Below are 23949 nucleotides of genomic sequence, written 5' to 3'. Positions count from 1 at the left end.
AAAAATTCGTGAACAACATGCAACAATTTGAAAATGGAGGGGAAATAATGAGGGTTGTAGAGAAATTATTAAAAGAGCAAGATTTTGTAGCCTTTGTAAATATCGTTGTGGGGGCGTATCCAGGAAGATTGAATGGAACACAAACAACAAAAGAACAGCTGAAAAATCTCTTTATGCAAAATCAAAGCAATGATGAATCTCTTCATTATTATGGACTTTGGGAAAATGACAAACTCATTGGTGGTATGCGACTACATGACTTTCAAATGAATCTGTTCTCTAAAATGCTACCAATTGGTGGGGTAGGACTTGTTGCAGTTGATTTATTACATAAAAAAGAGAAGGCTGCAAAAGAATTAATCCAACATTTCTTTAACATCTTTTTAGAAAAAAATATTCATTTTGTGGCCTTGTATCCGTTTAGACCAGATTTTTATAAAAAAATGGGTTTTGGCTATGGACCGAAAATCTATCAATACTTGGTAGAGCCTTCAAGCTTCCCGAAAGGACCAACCAAAAAGCACCTTAAATATTTGACAGTTGAAGATCAACAACAGCTAGTAGATTGCTACAACAGGGTAGTAGCAAAAAAACATGGGATGTTTCTTAAAACACAATCGGAACTATCTTTTATTTTTAATAATCCAGATAACTATGTGATTGCAATGGAACAGGAAGGTACAGTTCAGGGCTATATTGCCTTTTCTTTTAATAAGCAAAGCGATAGTAATTTTATGCTCAATAATTTGGTGATTAAAGAGTGGATCTATGAAACTCCTGAGGCTTTGCTAGAGCTTAGTACATTTTTAAACAGTCAAGCGGACCAAGTAACCCGAATCGAATGGAATACACAAGAAGAAAATGTCCATTTCTTTTTAGAGGATGTAAGAAATGGTACAAATCATTTAATTCCAAGTGTCTACCACGCAAGTGCCGTTTTAGGAGTTGGTCTAATGTACCGTATCATTAATGTGAAGGGCTTTTTTGATGAGCTAATAACACGCAATTTTAACGGTGTTACTTTGACATTTAAATTGAATGTTATGGATTTGTTACTGGCAAAAAACAATCAGCAACTTATTGTTGAGGCTGTTAACGGTACAATTAAAATGATAGAAAGTGATAGCTATGATGTTGAAGTAACGATAGATGTAGCTGAGCTTTCATCACTAGTAATGGGCGTAGTAACGGTCCAAGAGCTATTTATGCTTAGTCGAATACAGATTAGCGATAATCAGTATTTACAGGCTTTACAGCAATTCTTCTATGTGTTTGAAAAGCCCACATGTATATCGGCATTTTAGAATGGGCGTGAGGGCTTTTAATCTTTTTTGATGAGAATGGAAGAACGTGTTGGCCTTTCAAGTGGCGTTATATTAATAATAAAGTAGCTTATGATTAGTATGAGGATAATTAATGAATAAATTAACGTATTTAGAGGATGATCATGCTCCACAATAATTAATCGAATCATTGCTGTGATACCTATATAGATAAAATATCGAAGTGGAAAATGGTAATCCTCCTTAAAATATTTAATTATCATTGTGATGAATTCGAAATATAAAAAGAAAATAAGTATATTGGCAAGGAATAGCTTATAATCACCATCTTCCTTAGCAAAGAGTAATATTTTAAGAAATTCAATTAGCTCCTTAAATAACAAAAAACAGAGAATCAGTGCTAATAGTACAAGGCAAACATTGAGAAATAGCTGTAGAGATTTTGGCACAGCTTTAATGAGCTGTAAATAAGTCGTATTTTTTTGATTCATCCAATTCCTCCAATCGCGTTTTGTAAATACATCATCATATGGTCGAGTAGCTGTGTATTATGATATAAATATAACAATTTGTCGTAAATCTTTTCTTTGGTTTTTGTAAAGATTTGGTATATTTTTATGAAAGAAAGTTTTCAAAATAATTTAGTGGTATGCTAAAATAGATGTGCATGAATATAAAATATAAAAGGGGTTTTTAAAATGGCAAAAGCTGCAAAAACTGATGCGAAAATTACACCAGAACGTTTAGAAGAAGCGTTAAATGTTCGTGATCGACTTATTATCGAGCTACTGGTACAAGTACTTGATGAAAAGCTAGTAATTGAGCGTCCTGTATTACGTGAACGTCTAGGAAACCTTGTAGATCTTGCTGATCACGATGCAGAGCTTAAGGAAACAATCCACGCAGTAATTAACAAACTATAATGTAAAGAGGAATGCTACGGATATGCGTAGCATTCTTTTTTTATAGTATTTTATCATGTAAAGCGTTCTACCAAGTCGTACATACGCTCTGCCTCTGTATGAAGCTCCATAGAGGAGTGCATGATAGATGTCACTGCTGACTTTTGTTCGTCAATAGAAGCGTTAATTTGTTCGGTAGCTGCGGCAGATTGTGTAGCGACACTTGCTATTTCATTGATGGCGTTCATCACGACTATTCGATTTTCCGCCATGTCATTCATTCCTTTGTCTAAAGAAACAAGGTGCTTTGTAATGTCATGAATGGAGTCTGCTAGGAAAGTAAAGGCTCCCTTTACTTCCGTAATCGACATTGCCTGATTTTGTGACAGTTGGAGCGTGTGTATCATTTTTGAATCTGAATTAGCGGTATCGACCTCAATACGCTGTAATAGGTTTCTAACCCGATTAGTGGCTTCATTCGTATCCTCAGATAAATGACGGACTTCCTCAGCTACGACAGCAAATCCTTTGCCATGTTCACCTGCACGGGCTGCTTCAATACTTGCATTTAGTGCTAATAGATTTGTTTGTTCAGAAATGGATGTAATTGTTTGTACGACTTGATGAATTTCTTTCATTTGGCTCGTCAAACTTGAGAAAGTTGTTCTTAATTCCTCAATCACTTGCGTAAACTCACTTGAATTTTGAAGTAATACATCTACTTTTTGTCTACCGTTTTCTTGAGATTGATTAATGATATTCATATTTTCTGTAATCTCACTATATTTATCTGTAGCATTTGAGATAAGTGAGGATAGTGTTTCTACTTTACTAATGGCCATTTCTGCTTCCTCAGCTTGTACTACAGCTCCCTTAGATATATCATTGATGGCTTGATGAATTTCATCAGCAGAAGCAGTCGTCTCCTCAGTAATTGCACTCAGCATTTCTGAAGAAACGCGCATTTTGGACGCACTATCCTTTGTATTGTTGACCATTTCGTGTAAGCTATGTTTCATATTATTCACGTTACTAGCTAGTATACCTAGTTCATCTTCTGTAGTAACAGGTATGTCATCACCAGTTAGCTTGCCTTTAGCAATATCAGATGTAATGACCATAATTTTTCGTATATAGGTTGTCATTCGTCCAGAGAAGAACCAGAAGAGTGATACACCAATAATCGTTGCAAGGATGGTCATGCCTAGTGTGTAGTATAAAACATTATTCGTACCTGCATTAAAGTCCATTTCGTATGTACCAGCTGCTATAATCCAGCCCCAATGCTTGTCCTTTTCTACATAAGTAATCTTAGGCGCAACTATATCAGGATTTGAGGGAAGGGCCCAATCATAACGTACATATCCTCCTCCAGCATTTGCTGCTTCAATCATTTCTCGTACAAAATAGCGCCCATCCTCTGTTTGTAAATCTGAAATATTTTGTCCTTCTAGAGATGGATGAGTTTCAACCATACCACTATCTTGGAAAGCGTAGAAATAAAAATTATCTCCATATTTAACCGGATTATCAATGGATCTTTTGTTATCTTCAATTTTATTACCAACGATCTGTGTTCTAGCACTTTCCTGAGCTTCTTCTAACGTTAATTTCCCATTTTGAACTTGAGTATCTAACTGGGCAATTAGTTCAAGTATGCCAAGTGTGCCATTTTTAAGACTATCTCGACCTACCTGATCGAGTTCTCCTTTCACCACCATATAATTGACTGTTCCAACTAGTCCTGTTGATAGTAGAATAACTATAATAGCAAGACTAACAAGTTTATTACGTACTGATTTCATAAGATACAACCCCCGTTCCTTCATTCCTTCAATATAGTTCTATTATAATATATAATTTTTTAATAAAATAGAAAATTCTGAAAATAAGTACCGTATTTTAAGTGAAATATGTCCCAAAAAAATCCCCCCAACCAAGAGAAAAAACGGCTCTTAATTGGGGGGATGTTGAAGCTTAATATAGCGATTTACATCAATTAGTACACTTTGTCTCCATTAAAAATAGAGTTCTTCACGATTACATAATCAACATTGCGAATAGCCTCTAGCTTTGTGCCACCAGCATATGAAATAGATGACTGTAAATCTTGTTGCATCTCGATTAATGTATCTTTAATGCTACCTTTATGTTCAACGTACATTTTCTTACCTTCGACGTTTTTACGTTCGCCTTTTTGGAATTCAGAAGCAGAACCGAAGTATTCCTTCACTGTTCTACCTTCGATTTCGATTGTTTCACCAGGTGACTCTTCATGACCAGCGAATAATGAACCGATCATTACCATTGAAGCACCAAAACGTACAGATTTAGCGATATCTCCATGTGTACGAATGCCACCATCAGCAATAATTGGTTTTGTAGCAGCCTTTGCGCACCAACGTAGTGCAGCTAGTTGCCAGCCGCCAGTACCAAAACCTGTTTTGATTTTAGTAATACATACTTTACCTGGTCCAATCCCAACTTTTGTTGCATCTGCACCAGCATTTTCAAGCTCACGCACCGCTTCAGGTGTCCCTACATTACCTGCAATGACAAAGCTTTTTGGTAAATGCTTTTTAATATGTTGAATCATACGAATAACAGCGTTTGAATGACCATGTGCAATATCAATTGTAATAAAATCAGGTACCAAATTAGCAGCTGCTAATTCTTCGATAAATGTATATTCCTCTTCTTTTACACCAACGCTAATAGAAGCAATTAAGCCATTTCCTTGCATTTCTAGAATAAAGTTTCGACGAGTTTCTGGTTGGAAACGGTGCATGATATAAAAGTAACCGTTTTCAGCAAGTTTCTTAGCAAGATTTTCATCGATAATTGTTTGCATATTTGCAGGTACTACTGGAAGTTTAAAAGTGTGACCACCTAAAGTAACAGAAGTATCACATTCTGAACGACTTTCTACAATACATTTTGCGGGAATTAGTTGAATATCCTCATAGTCAAATACGTTATCCATTATATACACTCCTAAAATACGAATATTTTTTAAGATTTAATTTAAATTGTTCGCCATTTGGTAATTTACATGATTTTTGAGTAAATGTCAAAGCTTTTGTGAAAATAAATAAAAAATTTAAAAAGAAAGGAGCAAACTTACTTTGAAGATGAAATATTCTAGTTATAATTTGTGTTAAGTTTTGTAATCCATGTACAATAGAATTGTTTCAATAAATGACAAAGGAGTGTTGAAAATGGCAGTAGAGGTTTATTTGAATTTTAATGGAAATTGTCGAGAGGCAGTTGCGTTTTACGAAGACGTTTTTAATACGGACAAGGCTGAAATTATGACGTTTGGAGAGACACCACAAAATCCAGACTATCCATTACCAGAAGAAGCAAAAGATCTTGTCATGCATACACGACTTATTGTATTCGGTAGCAGAATTATGTTCTCAGATACATTTCCAGGCATGCCATTTTCCACAGGGAATAATGTCACATTAGCTGTTGTCTCTGATGACGAAGAGCAAATGCGTCAAGCATTTGATAAGCTTAAAGAAGGTGGTAACGTGAGAATGGGGCTTCAAGAAACATTTTGGAGCAAATGTTACGGCTCACTTACAGACAAATTTGGCGTTGAATGGCAATTTAGCCATGAGGTAAATGAATAATTAAATAACAAGATAAAAGCACGATGATAGGGCTAAACCAAGTATCATCGTGCTTTCTTATTTAGTAATTAAAACGATCTACATAGCCTTGTAATTCATCAGCCATATCAAGCAATGTTTTAGCAGAAGAGGCGATTTCCTGCATGGAAGATAATGTTTGTTCCGTTGAAGCGGCAACCTCTTCAGATGCAGCTGCGTTTAGTTTTGCATGATCTGACAGTTCAATAGCTGTTGCGGATACCTCCTCTACAACGGCAGACATTTCTTGTGCTGAAGCTGATATATCCTCCATTTTAGGTGCAATTTCTCGAAGACTTCCAACGATACTTGTAAATTTCTTTTTCGTATCCTCGGATAGCTGTAAACCTTCTTGAACGTCTGCAGAAGCTTTCGTCATCGTTTGTACAGATTTAGCTGTATCTTGTTGTATGCCTGTAATCAGGGTAGAAATTTGCTCTGCTGATTGATGAGATTGCTCCGCTAATTTACGTACTTCATCTGCTACAACTGCAAAGCCTTTACCGTGTTCACCTGCTCGTGCTGCTTCAATAGCGGCATTAAGAGCAAGAAGGTTTGTTTGGTCTGAAATAGCGCTAATAATTTCTATAATGGAGCCAATTTCTTTTGTACGATCAAATAGGGATTTAATCATCGTATCGGATTGTGCCACAGAATCATGAATGGATACCATTTGATTAACAGTGTGCTCAACAGATTGACTACCTTCTTCCGCTAATTGGATGGCCTGGCTGGATAGGTCTGAAACTTGTAGGGCACTATCTGCTACCTCTACAACACCCTTTGCAATTTCCTCAATAGAAACAGCATTTTGATCGATTCCTGTTGTTTGTTTTTCCGTACTAATCGCTACCTGTTGCATAGCCTCTGTCACTTGCTCAGATGCGGCGATATTTTGCTCAGCATTTGCTGAAAGACCTTGTGCCGAGGTTTGAACGTGTTGTGAGCTTTGATCAACATTGCGGATCAGTCTTTTTAAGCTAACTTTCATTGAGACAAATGCCTCAGCAAGCTGTCCTATTTCATCTTTCGTATGAATATCAATATACTCTGTCAAATCACCTTCACTAATTTTCAGAGCACTTTGCTGTAGTTGTTTAATCGGATTAACAATAGATTTAATCATTGAGAGCATAAAGATAATACCAACAATAATAGAAATACCAATAATGAGTAATGTAATAGTAAAGGTTGAGGTAGCCGCGTTAGTAGCCTCTGCAATGAACATTGTACCGATTATCTTCCAACCTGTGATTTCATTTGTTTCAAAGCGTAAATGACGGTCACCTTCAGTAATTGTACCTTCCTGTTTTTCGTAAACTTTTGAAACATATTCTTCTGTTGCCTCTGTGCCACTTTCCTTATCCTTTTGAGCAATATATAACTTATTATTATCTAACAGAGAGGCAAAGCCCGTTTCTCCAATACGTGTTTGATCTGTCAGTGCACTTAGAAGAGAGATATTTAAATCTAAGGCAATTACGCCAGAATCATCAGGAAGAGCTTGCATAACTGTCACAACGATGTTATTTGTTGATTTTGAGATGTATGGAGAAGTGATGGATACATGCCCTTTATTATCAATGGCTTCTATATACCAAGGACGTTTCCGAGGATCATAATCACTTGCATAGTCATGGACAGGTTCATCAATGATTCGCCCATCAGCAGTCCCTATATATACTAGTTCTACTTCAGGGTGTGTATTTACATATTCCTGAAAAAGACCTTTTAATTCAGCTTTTTTATCATCTTGTAAATAAGATTGATTTATTTTCTTGGCAAAATATTCGATATCATGAACTCTAGGAGCAATTGTATTGGTAATATTACTATTAAGCATACGCACACTTTCCTTGGCGCTTGCTTGCTGCTCTTCTAGTATTTGATTTTTGGTACTTTTAAAGGAGGTATACCCGATTAAAAGTGCGGGAATGAGAAGTATGACTAAAAATGCAAAGATGAGTTTCTTTCTTAAACTAATTCGTTTCATATAGTATTCCTCCTTAAACGACATTATTGAAGTGTAATACAATTAACTACGTGATTGGTTTTATTACACTAGTAGTCTCCTAAGTCGTTCAAATGTTTAATCTGATTCTAAGAGGAAAATGAATAATAATCAACACAATTTTCTGAAAAATCTGGAAAATAAAGTTATGTAACGCTATTATTTGTAGAAAAATATCTTATTTTGTAATTTCCTATCTTTTTGGAATAGAAAAAATCTGAGTTCAATACTTTCTTGAACTCAGATCTAGCAGTTAAATAATTAATATTTAAAACGATTGACATAACCCTGCAATTCATCCGCCATATCAAGTAGGGTTTTGGCAGACGAAGCCATATCTTGCATAGAAGATAAAGTTTGTTCCGTGGAAGCGGCAACTTCTTCCGTAGCAGCAGCATTTAATTTTGCGTGATCGGAAAGTTCAATAGCGGTCGCTGACACTTCTTCTACAACGGCAGACATTTCTTGAGCAGATGCTGAAATATCCTCCATTTTCGGCGCAATGTTCCGAAGACTTTCAATAATGCTCTCGAATTTTCTACTTGTTTCTTCTGTCAATTGTAAGCCTTCTTGAACATCTGTCGACGCTTTGACCATTGTCTCTACAGATTTTGCCGTATCCTGCTGAATAGTAGTAATGAGCGCAGAAATTTGCTCTGCTGACTGATGTGATTGTTCTGCTAATTTGCGTACTTCATCCGCCACTACTGCGAAGCCTTTGCCATGTTCTCCTGCTCTAGCTGCTTCTATAGCAGCATTTAGTGCTAGTAAATTTGTTTGATCTGAAATAGCACTAATCATTTCTAAAATGGAGCCGATCTCTTTCGTGCGGTCATAGAGTGCTTTAATCATTGTATCTGATTGTGTTACAGAATTATGGATAGAATTCATTTGATGTACAGTTTGTTTGACAGATTGTCCACCTTCTTCTGCCAATTGGATAGCATGGCTAGAGAGGTCAGAAACCTGCATGGAACTGTCTGCCACTTCAACAACGCCTTTAGCAATCTCTTCAACTGAAATGGCATTCTGATCAATACCTGTTGTTTGTTTTTCTGTACTAATTGCCATTTGTTGTATAGCATCAGCAACTTGCTCTGAGGCAGCGATGTTTTGTTCTGCATTAGCAGATAAATTTTGAGCGGCTGTTTGGACATGTTGTGAGCTTTGATCAACATTACGAATTAATTTTTTTAAGCTTACCTTCATAGAGATAAAGGCTTCGCCAAGCTGACCAATTTCATCTTTAGAATGGATTTCAATAAACTCCGTTAAATTACCGTCACTAATTTTTAATGCGCTTTGCTTCAATTGATTAATTGGGTTAACAATAGACTTTATCATGAAGAGCATGAAAATAACGCCAACGAGAATGGAAATAATAATGATAATTAAATTAATGTTCAATGTGGATGCCGCAGCTTTTGCAGCTTCCGCAGTAAACATTGTGCCAATTACCTTCCAACCTGTTAACTCATTCGTAACAAATTGTAAGTGACGGTCTTTTTCAATGATAGTACCGCTTTCCTGCTCATAAATTTTTGTAATGTAGCTTTCCGTTGCCTCTGTACCACTTTCTTTATCTGGCTGAGCAATGTAAATTTTATTGTTATCTAAAAGAGAAGCGAAGCCCGTTTCTCCAATACGTATATTATTCGTAATGTCACTTAATGTAGAAATATTTAGATCTAATCCTAATACGCCAGAACCATCTGGTAATGCCTGAGTAATTGTAATGACAATGTCACCTGTAGATTGTGTAACATATGGTGCAGTAATTGAGGTCTTCCCATTATTAGCTAAAGCCTGCTTATACCAAGGCCTTGTCCGAGGGTCGAAGCCATCAGGATACTCTTGAACAGGCTGATCATATAGTTTGCCTTCAGCAGTCCCAATATATATCAAATCTACTTCAGGGTGCATGTTGACATATTCACTTAATAATGACTTCAGTTCTAAAATGTTATCATCTAGAAAGTAGGTTTCACTAAATTTTTGTGAAAAATATTGTACATCTTTCAATTTGGGTTCAATCATGTTTGTAATATTGGAATTTAGAATGCGTACACTTTCAGTCGCACTTGCGCGTTGTTCCTCTGAAATTTGTTGTTCAGCACTTTGGTAAGATACTATTCCAATCAATAGTGTTGGGATGAGAAGCATGGCTAAAAACGAAAAAATAAGCTTTTTTCTTAAACTTAGTTGTTTCAATTGTATTATCCTCACATAATGTTTTATTCTATACTTTTCCCTTAAAGGTAAATAATACTCATTCTATCAGAAATAAAAGAAAAGTTAAGTACTTTGAATTAATTATTTCCTAGTAATATATATCATTATCAATTGTTCGAAATTTCCCTAAATTGATGGCGTTAGAAGCTATATAAAGCCACTTTTTGATGTATACTAATGCTCAAAAGAGGAGGGAATGAAGTCATGATTCATCAAATTGGACAAGTAATGTTATATGTCAATGATCAAGATGCAATTGTAAAGTTTTGGACAGAAAAAGTGGGGTTTGTTGTCATTTCTGAACAGGAAGAGGCAGGCATGCGCTGGATTGAAATTGCACCAACTAAGGAAGCTCAAACATCCTTTGTGCTTCACAACAAAGAAATTATTGCTAAAATGCAACCTGATCTAAATTTAGGAACACCTTCTATTATGTTTTACGCTGATAAAATTGAAGAGATGTACCAAGATTTTCAGGCAAAGGGCGTTAAAGTAGGAGATCTAGTCATGATGCCAATGGGTAGGGTTTTTAACTTTGCTGACCCTGAAAATAATTACTTTGCCTTGGTTGAAAAGAAAAAGTAAAAAACGGAATCTGCTTGTTTTTTGTTAGAGTTAAGTAAAAATGAGCAGATTCCTGTTTTAGCTATATTTAATAGCTAGATTTGTCGTCTATGATAAATCCTCACCAAAAATACCAACCGTTTGTCGATCTATTATAAATTCATGACCGTTCCATTTTAAAATATTTTCTACATAGCCTAATCCATCAGCATGATATCTACCTGCAATTTCTTGATATCCTAAAATTTCATATGTTCCATCTCGGTCGTAGTCAACAGGATATAGTCCTCCAAAAGGATCTACCCAGCCTTCAATCGGTTGCTTCAAGGTGCCATCTGTATTATAAATTTCAGCTAAGTAGTCGGGTCCTTTATACTGTAAATCAATTGTGTATTTAATAGCAGGATTAAAACTCTGAACAACAGCCTTATAATGATCTACATAATTGACCTTATATTTAAGTTTATTATTAAAAGACTCTGCATCAAAGATGGAACGAACTTGATTGTTGATGGAGGAAAAAATCTCACCATTAACAATTCCACCGCTACCTCCTGTATCAGACACAACCAGAATATCCTCAATATGATTACCAGTAAAATCGCCCAAAAAAATAGTCGGATTATAGCCCATATTTTGTTTCAATGGAATTTGTTCTATTTGTCGTGTTTGACCATAAAAAATAAACAGTGTTAGATTTCTCCAGAAAGGACTATCAGGCTGTTTAGTGCCCATTAAAAAAATGGTTTCAAAAAAACCATCCCCGTTAATATCTCCAAACTTAGTTTGAATAACTTGTGGAGCCGAATGGGTTATGATTCCACCGTTTAGTGGCGAATTTAAATTATTGGTCATATATGCACCTCTTTCATTAGTCTTAGCATATGTTGTAAGAAAAGCTTGGTGCATAAATCAAAGGTAAAAGTTGAAACTTTGTAATACATATTAAACTTACAAAAAAACTTGAATTTCACCCATTGACATTTTCTAATGCGAAAAGTATTATAAGTGTCAACGAATCAGAAAATTCAGTACCAAATAGTATCTCACTACATTCATGTAGCAAGAGATTTTTTTTCATTATCAATTCTTAGTAAATTTATACGATTTATATATATTGGGAAGAAGGAGATTCATTTGAAGAATTTATTTGTAAAAACAGAGCGACAACGATATTGGCTAGATCAGCTAGCTGCTATAGCTGAGCCAATCAAGGCGGAGGCTGTTGAGGTAGATGAGCAATCTCGTTTTCCGTTCGAAGCTCATCGATTACTTTTACAAATTGGCTATCCTCAACTTACTTTACCGAAACAATATGGCGGAGAAGGGTTATCTGTCTATGATATGGTGCTTGTACAAGAGACACTAGCAAGCTATGACGAAAATGCCTCTCTTTCCCTTGGATGGACATTAGGTGTTGTTGGTGAAATTTATGAAACTAAACTATGGTCTGATGATCTATTAATAGCTTTTTCTGAAGAAATAAAGAGAGGGGCCATGATTAATAGAGCTGTTAGTGAGGCGGCAACAGGTAGCCCAACGCGAGGAGGGCGGCCAGGGACAAATGCCATTTCTACTAAAGGTGGCTGGCTAATAAATGGGCGCAAAATTTTTACGACTGCATCTCCGGTGCTCGATTATTTCCTTACCTCCGCTTGGATTGAAGAAAAGCAGCAAGTTGGTTTCTTCCTCATTCATAAGGATGCAGCAGGTCTATCCATTGAGGAGAATTGGGAGATGTCTGCAATGCGAGGAACAAGCAGCCACGACCTTGTGCTAAAAGATGTGCTTGTTGCGACAGAGCATTTAGTAGAGTTACCAAGTCATCCGAGTGGTGGCAAAATAAATGGCTGGATACTCCATATCCCAGCAACTTACTTAGGCATTGCACAAGCAGCTCGTGATTATGCTATTCATTTTGCTAATCACCATCAACCGAATAGCCTGAATGCGCCAATTAGTACGTTGCCAAATGTTCAACAGCTTCTAGGGGATATTGAATTAAAGCTCCATCAAGCACGCTTTGTCTTATATGGAGTGGCTGAGGCTTACGATGATCCTGCTAGACGTGGACTAATTACAAATGAAATGGCTGTTGCTAAACATACAGTAACAAACATGGCAATAGATATAGTCGATAAAGCGATGCGTGTAGTGGGGGCGAAAAGCTTGCAACTATCCAATCCATTACAACGTTATTACCGCAATGTTCGTGCAGGGCTTCATAATCCACCGATGGATGATATGACGATTATTAAATTAGCGACTGCCGCTATTGAACAGCAGAAATTATATGAAAATCAATCATTAAATCACGTGAAAAATAAGGAGAAATGACATATGAAGAAGAATAAGATTTTTCAATTTGCTGCAATTGGTTTGGCATCTATAGCATTATTAGCAGGTTGTAATTCAGGAGAATCTGCAGATAAAGACTCAGGTGATGGTGAAAAGGTACGTACAGTAAAAGTAGCATACGATCAAGCCTCAAAGCCTATTAGTTACATCGACGATAATGGAAACCCAACTGGTTATGATGTAGAAGTAATGAAATTAGTAGATGAATTGTTACCTGACTATCAATTTGAGTATGTAGGTACAACAAGTGATGATTTATTAATTGGGGTGGAGCAAGGGAAATATCAAGTAGGGGTTAAAAACGCATTCTTTACTCAGGAACGTACAGAGAAATTTATTTTCCCGAAGGAATTCTTAGGTTTAAGTAGCGCAGGTTTAGTTTTGCGTAAAGAGGATGAAGGCGTGAAAACATTAGCAGATTTTGCGAAAAAGGGCTATTCTTTAGCACCAATTGCTGCAAATAATGCTCAATATACAATTATCGATGAATATAATACGGCAAATCCAGATAATAAAGTAAAACTTGAGGCCGGTGACGCCTTTACTGTCGATGTAGTGCAGTGGGTTAATGAAGGTCGTGTTGATGGTGGTGTCATGATTGAAGGCCCATTTAAACAACAAGTACTTGCAGAAGATGGACCATATTATAACCTAAAAGATGACGTTGTCTATAACGAATTTGCTGTTATAAAAACATGGCCACTGTTCAATAAAAAAGAGCAAGAATTTGCTGACGCTTATGATAAAGCAATAGCCCAGGTTAAAGAACAAAAGAAAACAAATGAATTAAGTACAAAATTCTATGGCCGTGATTTATTTGAAGTACTGGAAAACGTAAATCGTTAGTTTAAAACGGAACGAATAGTAAGGCTGTTGAGTCAGTAATGCTCAGCAGTCTTTATTCATAAAAACAAAAGTTGGTGAGGAAATGGATAAATATTTTGACGCAACCTACATTTGGAACGCAATCCCAGTGTTATTGCCATTTTTAAAAATTACGTTCTTAGTTGCAGGGTCCTCCATTATCTTAGGTACCCTATTCGGCTTATTGCTGGCGGCTGCTAAGCTATCTTCAGTCAAGTGGCTAACTAAATTCGCCAATCTGTATACAACGATAATGCGTTGTACACCCTCCATTGTTTTGTTATTTCTTGTCTATTATGGCGTCCCAGCATTAGCAGAAAATGTTGGTCTTAATCTCCATTCAATTGAAACGGCCATATTTGTTGTCGTAACATTCACCTTACAATTCGCGGCAATAATGTCTGAGGTGATACGGTCTGCCTACTTAGCCATTCCAAAAGGGCAGTTTGAAGCAGCCGTTAGTGTCGGGCTAACACCATTCCAAGCCTACCGTCGAATTATTTTTCCGCAGGCATTAGTCGTCGCTTTACCGAACTTTGGCAATGGCATGATTGCTTTATTACAGGAAGGTGCACTCGCTTATACAATTGGTCTAATTGATATTGTAGGTAAGGCAAATCTAATTATTGCAAGTAACATCAATGCTCATGCCTTAGAAATTTATATTGCATTGGCTATTATCTATTGGGTGTTATCTATTATTATAGAGAAAATATTTACTATATTAGAAAAGTTATTTGGTAAGGGTAAGAAGACTCTAGAAACAACTTAAGGAGGCGTGAAGGTGAATTATCAATTTTTACTTGAAACATTTTTCGTAGCTTTGTCTGGTGTTCCTATAGCGCTCCTAGTCACAGTCGTTGCTTTGGTAATAGCTTTGCCACTGGGGTTTTTGTTAGCACTAACTAGGATTAATAAAATTCCAGTTATCCATCACCTAGCGAAGATTTATGTTTCTTTTGTTCGAGGAACGCCGATTATTATACAAATTTTTATTATCTATAGTAGTATACCTTTAATGTTAAAAATTATTTTTGAAAAATATCATATTGCGTATGATATTTATAAAATCAATCCAATTTGGTATGCGTTTATTGTATTTGCATTCAGCTCAACAGCCATTTTGATTGAGGTCTTTCGATCGGCGTTAAGTACCATTGAAAAGGGGCAACTAGAGGCTGCACACTCAGTAGGTTTGTCAACATTCCAAGCATATACTCGCATCATCATTCCACAGGCATTAGTAGTGGCATTGCCGAATATTTGCACAGCTACAGTTAATCTTATTAAAGCTACATCGCTAGGCTACGCAATGTCGCTTCCTGAAATTACGCTGAAGGCAAAAGTAGCGGCAAACGTTGGCTACAATTATGTAGAGGCCTATTTGGATATCTTTATTGTGTACTTAATTTTATGTAGTACGGTTGAATACTTGTTTAAGCGTTATGAGAAATATTTAAGCAAATACAAAATGGCAAATGTCTGAGGGGTGAATTAGCATGTTAGAAATTAAAAATATTCATAAATCATTTGGTGGCAATGAAATCTTAAAGGGTGTTGATTTAGCCATTGATAAAGGGGACGTTGTGGTTATTTTAGGTCCCAGTGGTTCAGGAAAAACAACATTATTACGTTGTATTAATTTTTTAGAGAAGGCTGATCAAGGCCATGCGACATTTGGAGATATTCAGGTTGATTTTCAACATGTAAAGAAAAAAGACGTGCATGCAATTCGCCAGCGTGTCGCATTTGTCTTTCAAAACTATAATCTATTCACTAATAAAACAGCATTAGAAAATGTAACGGAAGGGTTAATCATTGGACGTAAAATTCCTAAAGCACACGCTGTAGAAATTGGTAAAAAGGCACTTGATAAAGTAGGTTTATCAGACAAATATGATGCCTATCCTAGTCAGTTGTCAGGAGGTCAACAGCAACGTGTTGGTATTGCACGAGCAGTAGCTTTGAATCCTGATATTATTTTATTTGATGAACCAACGTCCGCACTTGACCCTGAATTGGTAGGTGAGGTTCTACAGGTTATGAAAAATATTGCAGCGGAGGGTACAACAATGCTGGTAGTAACACACGAAATGGGCTTTGCCAAAGATGTTGCCAATCGCGTAATTTTCATGGATGGAGGAGTGGTTGTAGAGGAAGGTAGCCCTCATGATATTTTCGTCAGCCCAAAAGAGGAGCGAACGAAGAAATTTTTAAAACGTGTCATTCCAGAAGACTATACGTTTTATATATAAAACAGCAATAGAACAGGAGAATCTGTTATTTACAGATTCTCCTGTTACCTATTATTGAAGGAAATACGTTAATTTATTGATGGAATAAATGTGAAGCTCATGCATAGCTCTCGTACACGCCGTATAGAAATAGTACCGTTCGCTTTCTCTTGAGTAATTAGCAGCAGATGCATTATAGATGATGACCGCATCAAATTCGATGCCTTTCGCCATATAAGCTGGAAGTATTAAAATACCCTTTTTAAACTGCTTTGTATGATGATTGATCAATTGAATATCTACTCGATTGTTTAATTGCTTGTAAACCGCTGAGCACTCGGCTGCAGTTTTACAGATGACAGCAATTGTTTCGAATTCAATAGATAAATGGTCGATGTTTTGAATAATCTGATCTATTAATTCCAATTCATTTGGCACAATAGTAATCGATGGTTCGGGGCCGGTTCGATTAAAAGCTTCTACTTTACTACCGTCATTTAAAATTTTGGAAGTGAGTTGTATGATTTGCTTTGTCGAACGATAGCTTTTTGTTAATATCATTTTTTCTGCCTGCTCACCATATAATTGAGTGTCCAGTAGAGAAGGGTTATTAAAGGTATGTGGATGAATCGTTTGATGGCCATCACCTAAAATGGTCATACGTGCTTTTGGGAATAACTGCTGTAATACAGTAAGTTGGAATGGCGAATAATCCTGTGCTTCATCAATTAATACATGACGGATCATCCTATTGGTCTGTTGTCCTTCAATTTTGTCCTGTAAGTATAAAAATGGTGCAGCATCCTCATAGGCAATCAAACGCTTTGCTAAATTAGGGAGTGTTTGTAGACAAATGTCCTCCCAATTGTCTGGCTTAAGGTGTTGTAAAACCTTGTTAATAGAATTATTCAAATCAAAGAGCTGTCGATATGTACCCAACATATGGACAAACTTTAACTGGTGAACGGAGTTACGTAATGGTTTAAAGTGTTTTTTGACAATTTGTCTTGCTAATTTATAGCGTTCTTGATCAAAATCATCAAATGAATTTTCAGTATAACGCCCCTCATATAAAAGTTCACTATATGATTTGGAGTAGTCTTCTTTATCTAATAGCTCAGTAGCTTCTTCTACCCACTCCTTTGTACGCTCAGCCTTTTCCAATTTCGTTAGCCGTTGCAATAACCATTCTTTTACTAATTGTAGACGATCTGGTATCGACATAGTAGAAGGGAAAGAATAGAAGTATTCGGAAATCTCCTGTGCAGTAATAATACGTTCACCGCGAAAAACGATATTTTTAAATAACAAGCCTTTATCAGATAAATAACGAACATACTGATCCAGCAAATGTTTAAAAGTGAGGCTCGCTTTAAATGAAATGATGCTTAATTTTGTTTGATACTGAGCATCATCTTTTTCTGTTAACAGATCTTCAAGTTGCTCATAAGGATATTCCAATTGAAACTGTTTACCTAATCGCTTTTCAGCATATTCTATAAACGTTAACTGCTGCATATTATCTTCACCTAAATCAGGTAAGACTGAATGAACATATTGATTAAAAAGTTGATTAGGTGTAATTAGCAATATTTGATCGGCTGTCATTTCATCACGATAACGGTAAAGAAGATAAGCTACCCGCTGTAAGGCTACAGCTGTTTTGCCACTACCTGCAACGCCTTCAACAATAAGATAGCGTGAATTTACATGGCGAATAATTTTATTTTGCTCTGCTTGGATTGTCGCAACAATACTACGAATATGCTCATTTGCATTTTGGGCAAGGATATCGAGCAATAGGTCATCACCAATTGTAAGGCCTGTATTAAACATGGATTGTAGTTGCCCATTTTTAATGATAAATTGCCGTTTTAACAGCATTTCTCCATGAATTTCTTCACCTAATGTTACGTAGGATGCATCACCAGGTGTGTAATCATAATACATACTCGATATAGGCGCTCGCCAATCAAAAATGACGATATTTTCATCCTGTTTATCTAATAATGTGGCTACACCGATATAAATTTTTAAAGGGTCTTGTTGCCCATCTTGTAAAAAGTCAATACGAGCAAAATAGGGTGACTGTTGTAAACGTTCATATACCTTTACATTACGAATTGCACGTTCCTGTGCAAGCTCTGAGTCAGATAAAAGCTCAGCCTGCTGCTTAATTGCAAAAAAGGTTTCGTCTACATCCTCAGCGGTATCTAGATTGACTCTCACATCGTTCCAAAAGGATTTCTTTAAGACAACAGCATTTTCTTTAAAGCCTTTTTCTTTATGCTCTAACTCTTTTATTTTATGAACAATAATGTTTAAAGAATCCTCAAGGTGATGCTTTTCTTCCAGCCATTCTTTTTGATTTTCCAACGTTTACTCACATTCCTCTCCATAGTTATTTGCTTCCTTTGACAGTAACCCTCACCTCAATAGATGATGAGAAGAAGGTAATTGTGATGCTTTTTTAATTGTTTGTCCAACCACCAATTAGAATATAGTGAAAGTATCCAAATGCAGGTGATATGGGGGATTGAAGCAGGAAATTTATCATACATCTACTTCGGAAAGAAGTATAGTCTAGAAATTATTGTAAATTTATGATACAATAAATGTGTAAGGTAATAAGATATTGATATACAGAGACTGCTCTACAAAAAGGTGGAGCCGTCTTTTTTATATGTAATATTGCTTCATATTATGACTGATTATAATAAATTGTTATTAAAAATAAGTGAATGAAATGCTATAGAGATACTAAAGAATGTGGCATGTCATACGATATAGAAACTTGAAGGGAGGTGAAAAGAATGAAGGTAATCTTTACAGTGGGGTTGCCGGGTAGTGGAAAAAGTACATTTGTGAAACAGTTAGCTAAAAATGAAAATGCAATTGTCCTATCAAGCGACGCTATACGCCAGGAGTTATTTGGAGATTCAACGAAGCAAAAATCACGTATAGTCTTTCGTACATTATATGAACGTCTTAATGATTTAGTGGCAAAAGGATTTTCTGTCATTGTGGATGCAACCAATATTGAACGAGAGCGCAGGATGTTTGCACTTCGTAAAATACCAAGTACAGTGCTAAAGGTATGTTATTACTTTGATACACCTTATTCAATCTGTGTAGCCAGAAACCAGCAAAGGAAAAGGCATGTACCATTAATCGTGATGGAAAAAATGAGAAAGCATTTAGAATTCCCAACACTAGGAGAAGGATTTAATGAATTGCATATTGTCCATGAATCAAGTCCCTATGATCTTTCTCGACAACAGTTTATTTCACTCATACAAGGCCACCCCACCTATGAAGAGCTTTTTCAAACACTTCAAGCAGTCCCACTTTTCAAAGAAATTTATCAATTCGATCAAGAAAATCCATTCCATCAATTTTTGCTATGTCAGCATACGTATTTTGTGTACGCGTATATCAATGAGTACTACTTAGAAAGCGATAAACTAGCTCTACAAATAGCTGCATTGTTTCATGATGTCGGTAAACCATTTTGTAAAAAATATAAACCTTTGCAACAGCGTTATGGTTATTATGGACATGAAAATGTATCTGCTCAACTGGTTTGCCATTTTCTATTAGAGTTGGGCTTTGAAAAGGAACTTGTATTAAAGGTTGTTCATTTAGTGCAATATCATATGTTAATCCAGTATGGGGGAGATAGAGGGGGAAGCCAAATTTATCATTTATTAGACGGTGATTTATTAACAAGGCTTTATTTTTTCCGTGAGGCAGATCAATTTGCCAAATAGACATTAGGAAAGGGAGGTGAAAATATGACGAAATTCATGAAATACCCAAGAAGTTTTCATTTACCGTGGAGCAGAGGCTACACCGATGATGATAAAGTTGCTAGAAATGTGAATCATTTTATTGGAAAAGAGGTTGTTGTCACTGAAAAGTTAGATGGAGAAGGGACAACACTTTACAGAGACTATATGCATGCTAGAAGTATTCATTCAGCCAACCATCCTACAAGACATTGGGTAAAAACATTTCACGCGAATTTTGCGTATCGGATTCCAAAGGACTGGCGCTTATGTGGTGAAAATGTTTATGCCAAGCATTCTATTTATTATCAAGGATTAACAAGCTATTTCTACTTGTTTAGTATTTGGAACGAAGAAAATATTTGTTTGAGCTGGGATGAAACCGTTGCCTTTGCTGCAGAGTTAGGTATAGAAACAGTGCCTGTTTTATACCGAGGAATTTTTGACGAAGAACAGATAAAACGTACATTCACTGGAAAATCATTCTTTGAAGGGGAACAAGAGGGGTATGTCATTAGAAATACTAGCTCATTCCATTACGAAGATTTCCGCTATAATTTAGGAAAGTTTGTGAGACCGAAACATGTTCAAACAAGTGAGCATTGGCTAAGAGAAGAAATTATTCCAAATAAATTAAAATCCTAACCAATTAAGAAAAGAAGGGACTGAGCACAATGTAATACTATAGCAAGCATTCAACAATCATCTATTACGAGGTAGGTGCATGGAGTGCATATCCCTTTCCAATGGGACTACGGGTTCGATTCCTGTTATCCTCGCCATAAAAAAATGAACTCTCTTCTTGAGGACGAGAGTTCATTTTTGTTTGTTTATTTAGTGTAATTATCGAAGTAGCCTTGAATGTAAATCATTGGTGTTCCTTTGTCACCCGAACCAGATGTAAGGTCAGATAAGGAACCGATAAGGTCTGTTAATCGACGAGGCGTTGTTCCTTGTGCAGCCATTTGACCTGTTAAATCTTCATCTTTATTTTGAATGTATTCAGAAATAGCAGCCTTTAGTTCTTCACCTCGAAGGTCTGCAAAATCATTGTCCGCTAAATATTTCAATTTAACCTCGTTCGGTGTTCCATGTAATCCAGCGGTAAATGCCGGGGATACAACAGGATCTGCAAGCTCCCAAATTTTACCCACAGGATCTTTGAATGCGCCGTCACCATAAATCATAACTTCTACTGTTTTTCCTGTAGCTTCTTTAATTTTTGCTTGGATTCCATCAACAATTGGTTGGCAAGTATGTGGGAATAATTTAACACTATCCTCTGTTGCTTTGTTCGAGCCAAGTAGACCGTACTCAGCATTGAAACCAGAGCCATTAATTGATTCAGCTAAAATATTATCAAGGCTGTAAACCTTTTCAGCACCGTTCGCTGTTAGAATACGTTTTGTGCGGAAGCGTGAATGAATATCACACGTTAAGATACTCTTTGTGTAATTTAAAATTGTTTTTGGATTATTTGAGAAGATGACCTCACACGTAGCCCCTTCTGCTTCAATTAACTCTTTATAGTATTCAATATAATCTACACCAGTAAATGTGTGTTTTTTATAGCCAAAATGCTCGCGGAATTCAACCTCATTGAGTGTATCCGTCCATGGGTTAATGCCTTTTACATCGAGCTCATCAATATCTACAAGGTGATTACCCACTTCATCAGATGGGTAGCTTAGCATTAATACTACCTTTTTTACACCTTTAGCAATGCCTCGTAAACAATTGGCGAAGCGGTTTCGACTTAATATGGGGAAAATAACCCCTACCGTATCATCACCAAACTTAGCCGCTACATCTATGGCAATATCATCAATCGTAGCATAGTTTCCTTGTGCACGTGCCACGACAGATTCAGTTACTGTCACAATATCACGATCCTCGATTGCATATCCTTCAATATGTGCTGCATTTAACACTGTATCTACAACAATTTGTTCAATATTATCGCCTTCATTAATAATAGGACCACGAAGACCTCTTACAACTGTACCGATTACACGTTCCAATTTAATCTCTCCTCATTCTATCTAGCGTAAAGTGATATAAAATCCATATGATTTTACTATAAGGCTCGTTAATGATATAAGTAAAATTAATAGTTCATATAATAGCTATAAGAGGTGCTTATATGATAGGGAAATTAGATTTATATCGTGTTTTTAGTGTTGTAGCAAAAAATAATAGCTTTTCTAGTGCAGCAAAAGATTTATATATGACACAGCCAGCTGTTAGTCAGGCAATGATGCAATTAGAAAATGAGCTTGGCACACGTCTTTTTAATCGAACACCTAAAGGTGTGACATTAACAACAGAAGGCAGCCTACTTTTTGAATATACTAATTCTGCCTTAGGACTTTTAGATGCTGGTGAAGAAAAGTTACTTGAATTCAAAAATTTAACAACAGGGCAATTAAAAATAGGGGTAGGAGATACGATCTCACGTTTCTTTTTAATGCCTTATTTAGAAGCATTCCATACAATGTATCCGAATATTAAATTGCAAATGCTAAATGGAACAACCTCTGAAATTTGTAATTTTATTAAATCAGGTGAAGTAGATATAGGATTTTGTAATTTTCCAATAGAAGATTCAACATTACAGTTAACGGTATGTACAGATATTCAGGATATTTTTGTCTGTGGGGAAAAATATAAAACACTTTCATCTAAAAGTTTAAGCTATGAGGATCTTTTAAAATTTCCACTTATCTTTCTAGAGAAAAAATCGAATTCAAGGAAGTATGTGGAAGATTATCTTTTTACAAGAGGCGTTCACATAGAGCCAGAGTTTGAGCTAGGCTCACATGATTTGGTACTCGAGTTTGCGCGTAGTAACCTTGGCATTGCATGTGTAACAAAGGAATTTTCGAAGGACTATCTTCAACGAGGTCTTCTTTATGAATTAACTTTAATGGAAAGTATTCCTACGAGAAGCATTGGTATGTGTTATTTGCAGTCAGTACCTCTTTCTAGAGCTGCAATGAAATTTGTTGAAATCATCGAAAATAAACATTTTAATACGAGAAGAACCATAAAAAGAGCTTAGCGACGAGATAAGGCCGCTATGCTTTTTTTATTAAGATATCAATCAGTATGTCGACATTGCGTTTATTTTTCATGGTTGGTGAGCAAAGATAAGAAAATGTTCGCATAAAATGCTGTCCTTCAAGGGGCAGAATAGTCATATCCCCATTTTTTAATTCACGTTCTATCACACAGGCAGACAATAAGGAAAGACCAAGTCCCTGCATAACGCTCTCCTTCACGCCCTGATTACTGCTAATAGTCAAAAGCGATTGAATCTGTAAACCATTTGCTCTGAATAAATGATCCAGATAATAACGTGTTCCAGAGCCTTCTTCACGCGCAACCCAGCTTTGTTGCTGGAGTTTATCAGCAGTCAGAGATTGTTGCTTTGTAAGAGGATGATTACTGTCGCTAACAATAAATAACTCATCTTGCATAAATGGCTTAATGACTAGTTCATTATCATGAGCCTGTCCTTCAATTAGACCAATATCGACTTGCAGTAATTTTGTATATTGAATGATTTCTTTTGTATTGCCAATAATAATTTGAAGTTCAAGTTGTGGGAATTGTTGCTGTAAGCTTGCAATGATTGGAGGTAATATATATTCGCCAATTGTAAAGCTTGCCCCAATGACTAGCGTACCTTGTACTTCTTGGTGATAGGCAGCGATATCTTCTTTTGCAGCTTCAGCTATCGCCATGATTTGCTTTGCTCGTTTATAAAGAATTTCACCAGTTGGTGTAATTTGCACCGATTTTGGGGAGCGAATAAATAAGGTTGTTTGTAATTCTTGCTCTAGATTCTTAATGTGTAAGCTAACACTTGGTTGTGAAATATGAAGTATTTCAGAGGTCTTTGTAAAATTATTGATCTCAACCAGTGTGATAAATGTTTTTAAAGCATCCAATTGCATATCTTCACCTCTATTATTAGAAATATTAATAATAATGATTATATATATGTATTTTACTAATAGTGCACTCTTTATTAAAGTAATAATCAACAAGGGAG

The 23949-nt window shown here is 36.1% G+C and carries 21 protein-coding genes; 12 read left to right on the top strand and 9 right to left on the bottom strand.

Features of this window, described 5'->3' with window-relative positions; all coding sequences use genetic code 11:
- The first annotated feature begins 47 nt into the window (after nucleotides 1–47).
- Nucleotides 48–1304 (top strand): GNAT family N-acetyltransferase, encoded by a 1257-nt coding sequence (gene eis / locus NP781_RS22175; protein ID WP_257520840.1) that lies wholly within the window; start codon nucleotides 48–50, stop codon nucleotides 1302–1304.
- Nucleotides 1305–1321: 17 nt separating this feature from the next.
- Here eis and psiE read toward each other — a convergent pair whose 3' ends face one another.
- Nucleotides 1322–1774 carry a phosphate-starvation-inducible protein PsiE gene (psiE, locus tag NP781_RS22170; protein WP_004233484.1) on the bottom strand — a complete coding sequence of 151 codons (453 nt, stop codon included), beginning with the start codon at nucleotides 1772–1774 and terminating at the stop codon, nucleotides 1322–1324.
- 207 nt (nucleotides 1775–1981) lie between these two features.
- On the opposite strand from psiE, the gene NP781_RS22165 reads away from it, so the two are divergent.
- A complete protein-coding gene (locus tag NP781_RS22165; RefSeq protein WP_004233486.1) occupies nucleotides 1982–2206 on the top strand; it encodes a hypothetical protein in 225 nt (74 codons plus the stop codon).
- A 53-nt stretch (nucleotides 2207–2259) separates the two neighbouring features.
- Here the strand turns inward: NP781_RS22165 and NP781_RS22160 are convergent, their stop codons facing one another.
- Both NP781_RS22160 and guaC read right to left on the bottom strand, forming a co-directional pair.
- The gene (locus NP781_RS22160) at nucleotides 2260–3990 is read right to left on the bottom strand and encodes a methyl-accepting chemotaxis protein (protein ID WP_221682418.1); all 1731 of its coding nucleotides are present in this window, start codon (nucleotides 3988–3990) and stop codon (nucleotides 2260–2262) included.
- 194 nt (nucleotides 3991–4184) lie between these two features.
- Complete coding sequence (gene guaC / locus NP781_RS22155; protein ID WP_004233490.1) at nucleotides 4185–5168, bottom strand: GMP reductase; 984 nt, start codon at nucleotides 5166–5168, stop codon at nucleotides 4185–4187.
- 235 nt (nucleotides 5169–5403) lie between these two features.
- Between guaC and NP781_RS22150 the strand changes: the two genes are divergently transcribed.
- The gene (locus NP781_RS22150) at nucleotides 5404–5823 is read left to right on the top strand and encodes a VOC family protein (protein WP_221682417.1); all 420 of its coding nucleotides are present in this window, start codon (nucleotides 5404–5406) and stop codon (nucleotides 5821–5823) included.
- Between the two features lie 61 nt (nucleotides 5824–5884).
- Here NP781_RS22150 and NP781_RS22145 read toward each other — a convergent pair whose 3' ends face one another.
- Nucleotides 5885–7834, bottom strand: coding sequence for a methyl-accepting chemotaxis protein (locus NP781_RS22145; protein WP_221682416.1), 1950 nt, complete (start codon nucleotides 7832–7834; stop codon nucleotides 5885–5887).
- A gap of 279 nt (nucleotides 7835–8113) precedes the next feature.
- Nucleotides 8114–10063 (bottom strand): methyl-accepting chemotaxis protein, encoded by a 1950-nt coding sequence (locus NP781_RS22140; protein ID WP_257520839.1) that lies wholly within the window; start codon nucleotides 10061–10063, stop codon nucleotides 8114–8116.
- 225 nt (nucleotides 10064–10288) lie between these two features.
- Here NP781_RS22140 and NP781_RS22135 point away from each other — a divergent pair, with 225 nt between their 5' ends.
- Entirely contained in the window at nucleotides 10289–10669 is a 381-nt protein-coding gene (locus tag NP781_RS22135) for a VOC family protein (RefSeq protein WP_048395473.1), read from the top strand.
- A gap of 87 nt (nucleotides 10670–10756) precedes the next feature.
- Here the strand turns inward: NP781_RS22135 and NP781_RS22130 are convergent, their stop codons facing one another.
- The gene (locus tag NP781_RS22130) at nucleotides 10757–11503 is read right to left on the bottom strand and encodes a YybI family spore inner coat protein (protein WP_257520838.1); all 747 of its coding nucleotides are present in this window, start codon (nucleotides 11501–11503) and stop codon (nucleotides 10757–10759) included.
- Between the two features lie 282 nt (nucleotides 11504–11785).
- Here NP781_RS22130 and NP781_RS22125 point away from each other — a divergent pair, with 282 nt between their 5' ends.
- The 5 genes from NP781_RS22125 to NP781_RS22105 all read left to right on the top strand — a co-directional run bounded on the left by NP781_RS22125 (nucleotide 11786) and on the right by NP781_RS22105 (nucleotide 16125).
- On the top strand, nucleotides 11786–12985 hold the full coding sequence (locus tag NP781_RS22125; RefSeq protein WP_257520837.1) for an acyl-CoA dehydrogenase family protein: 1200 nt from the start codon (nucleotides 11786–11788) through the stop codon (nucleotides 12983–12985).
- 3 nt (nucleotides 12986–12988) lie between these two features.
- Nucleotides 12989–13852, top strand: a complete 864-nt coding sequence (locus NP781_RS22120) for a transporter substrate-binding domain-containing protein (protein ID WP_048395478.1) — start codon at nucleotides 12989–12991, stop codon at nucleotides 13850–13852.
- Nucleotides 13853–13934: 82 nt separating this feature from the next.
- Nucleotides 13935–14642, top strand: coding sequence for an amino acid ABC transporter permease (locus NP781_RS22115; RefSeq protein WP_257520836.1), 708 nt, complete (start codon nucleotides 13935–13937; stop codon nucleotides 14640–14642).
- A gap of 12 nt (nucleotides 14643–14654) precedes the next feature.
- Entirely contained in the window at nucleotides 14655–15356 is a 702-nt protein-coding gene (locus NP781_RS22110; RefSeq protein WP_004233514.1) for an amino acid ABC transporter permease, read from the top strand.
- A gap of 13 nt (nucleotides 15357–15369) precedes the next feature.
- On the top strand, nucleotides 15370–16125 hold the full coding sequence (locus NP781_RS22105; protein ID WP_036077823.1) for an amino acid ABC transporter ATP-binding protein: 756 nt from the start codon (nucleotides 15370–15372) through the stop codon (nucleotides 16123–16125).
- A 51-nt stretch (nucleotides 16126–16176) separates the two neighbouring features.
- Here NP781_RS22105 and helD read toward each other — a convergent pair whose 3' ends face one another.
- On the bottom strand, nucleotides 16177–18480 hold the full coding sequence (gene helD / locus NP781_RS22100) for an RNA polymerase recycling motor HelD (protein WP_257520835.1): 2304 nt from the start codon (nucleotides 18478–18480) through the stop codon (nucleotides 16177–16179).
- 437 nt (nucleotides 18481–18917) lie between these two features.
- Here helD and NP781_RS22095 point away from each other — a divergent pair, with 437 nt between their 5' ends.
- Both NP781_RS22095 and NP781_RS22090 read left to right on the top strand, forming a co-directional pair.
- On the top strand, nucleotides 18918–19874 hold the full coding sequence (locus tag NP781_RS22095) for an AAA family ATPase (RefSeq protein ID WP_257520834.1): 957 nt from the start codon (nucleotides 18918–18920) through the stop codon (nucleotides 19872–19874).
- 24 nt (nucleotides 19875–19898) lie between these two features.
- Nucleotides 19899–20537 (top strand): RNA ligase family protein, encoded by a 639-nt coding sequence (locus tag NP781_RS22090; protein WP_221682407.1) that lies wholly within the window; start codon nucleotides 19899–19901, stop codon nucleotides 20535–20537.
- Nucleotides 20538–20722: 185 nt separating this feature from the next.
- Here the strand turns inward: NP781_RS22090 and NP781_RS22085 are convergent, their stop codons facing one another.
- Complete coding sequence (locus tag NP781_RS22085) at nucleotides 20723–21913, bottom strand: coenzyme F420-0:L-glutamate ligase (protein WP_004233524.1); 1191 nt, start codon at nucleotides 21911–21913, stop codon at nucleotides 20723–20725.
- 122 nt (nucleotides 21914–22035) lie between these two features.
- On the opposite strand from NP781_RS22085, the gene NP781_RS22080 reads away from it, so the two are divergent.
- A complete protein-coding gene (locus NP781_RS22080; RefSeq protein ID WP_221682406.1) occupies nucleotides 22036–22953 on the top strand; it encodes a LysR family transcriptional regulator in 918 nt (305 codons plus the stop codon).
- Nucleotides 22954–22969: 16 nt separating this feature from the next.
- Here NP781_RS22080 and NP781_RS22075 read toward each other — a convergent pair whose 3' ends face one another.
- Complete coding sequence (locus NP781_RS22075) at nucleotides 22970–23851, bottom strand: LysR family transcriptional regulator (RefSeq protein ID WP_221682405.1); 882 nt, start codon at nucleotides 23849–23851, stop codon at nucleotides 22970–22972.
- Nucleotides 23852–23949: the final 98 nt, after the last annotated feature.

Source organism: Lysinibacillus sp. FN11 (assembly GCF_024628845.1).
Lineage (GTDB): Bacteria > Bacillota > Bacilli > Bacillales_A > Planococcaceae > Lysinibacillus > Lysinibacillus capsici.
The sequence above is the reverse complement of the archived record's forward strand: the minus strand, read 5'-3'. Positions and strand labels throughout refer to the sequence as shown.

Excerpts from the sequence above, each read along its gene's own strand:
- eis (WP_257520840.1), top strand. The coding sequence starts at position 48 with ATGAGGGTTGTAGAGAAATTATTAAAAGAGCAAGATTTTGTAGCCTTT.
- psiE (WP_004233484.1), bottom strand. The coding sequence starts at position 1,774 with ATGAATCAAAAAAATACGACTTATTTACAGCTCATTAAAGCTGTGCCA.
- NP781_RS22165 (WP_004233486.1), top strand. The coding sequence starts at position 1,982 with ATGGCAAAAGCTGCAAAAACTGATGCGAAAATTACACCAGAACGTTTA.
- NP781_RS22160 (WP_221682418.1), bottom strand. The coding sequence starts at position 3,990 with ATGAAATCAGTACGTAATAAACTTGTTAGTCTTGCTATTATAGTTATT.
- guaC (WP_004233490.1), bottom strand. The coding sequence starts at position 5,168 with ATGGATAACGTATTTGACTATGAGGATATTCAACTAATTCCCGCAAAA.
- NP781_RS22150 (WP_221682417.1), top strand. The coding sequence starts at position 5,404 with ATGGCAGTAGAGGTTTATTTGAATTTTAATGGAAATTGTCGAGAGGCA.
- NP781_RS22145 (WP_221682416.1), bottom strand. The coding sequence starts at position 7,834 with ATGAAACGAATTAGTTTAAGAAAGAAACTCATCTTTGCATTTTTAGTC.
- NP781_RS22135 (WP_048395473.1), top strand. The coding sequence starts at position 10,289 with ATGATTCATCAAATTGGACAAGTAATGTTATATGTCAATGATCAAGAT.
- NP781_RS22130 (WP_257520838.1), bottom strand. The coding sequence starts at position 11,503 with ATGACCAATAATTTAAATTCGCCACTAAACGGTGGAATCATAACCCAT.
- NP781_RS22120 (WP_048395478.1), top strand. The coding sequence starts at position 12,989 with ATGAAGAAGAATAAGATTTTTCAATTTGCTGCAATTGGTTTGGCATCT.
- NP781_RS22115 (WP_257520836.1), top strand. The coding sequence starts at position 13,935 with ATGGATAAATATTTTGACGCAACCTACATTTGGAACGCAATCCCAGTG.
- NP781_RS22105 (WP_036077823.1), top strand. The coding sequence starts at position 15,370 with ATGTTAGAAATTAAAAATATTCATAAATCATTTGGTGGCAATGAAATC.
- NP781_RS22095 (WP_257520834.1), top strand. The coding sequence starts at position 18,918 with ATGAAGGTAATCTTTACAGTGGGGTTGCCGGGTAGTGGAAAAAGTACA.
- NP781_RS22090 (WP_221682407.1), top strand. The coding sequence starts at position 19,899 with ATGACGAAATTCATGAAATACCCAAGAAGTTTTCATTTACCGTGGAGC.
- NP781_RS22080 (WP_221682406.1), top strand. The coding sequence starts at position 22,036 with ATGATAGGGAAATTAGATTTATATCGTGTTTTTAGTGTTGTAGCAAAA.
- NP781_RS22075 (WP_221682405.1), bottom strand. The coding sequence starts at position 23,851 with ATGCAATTGGATGCTTTAAAAACATTTATCACACTGGTTGAGATCAAT.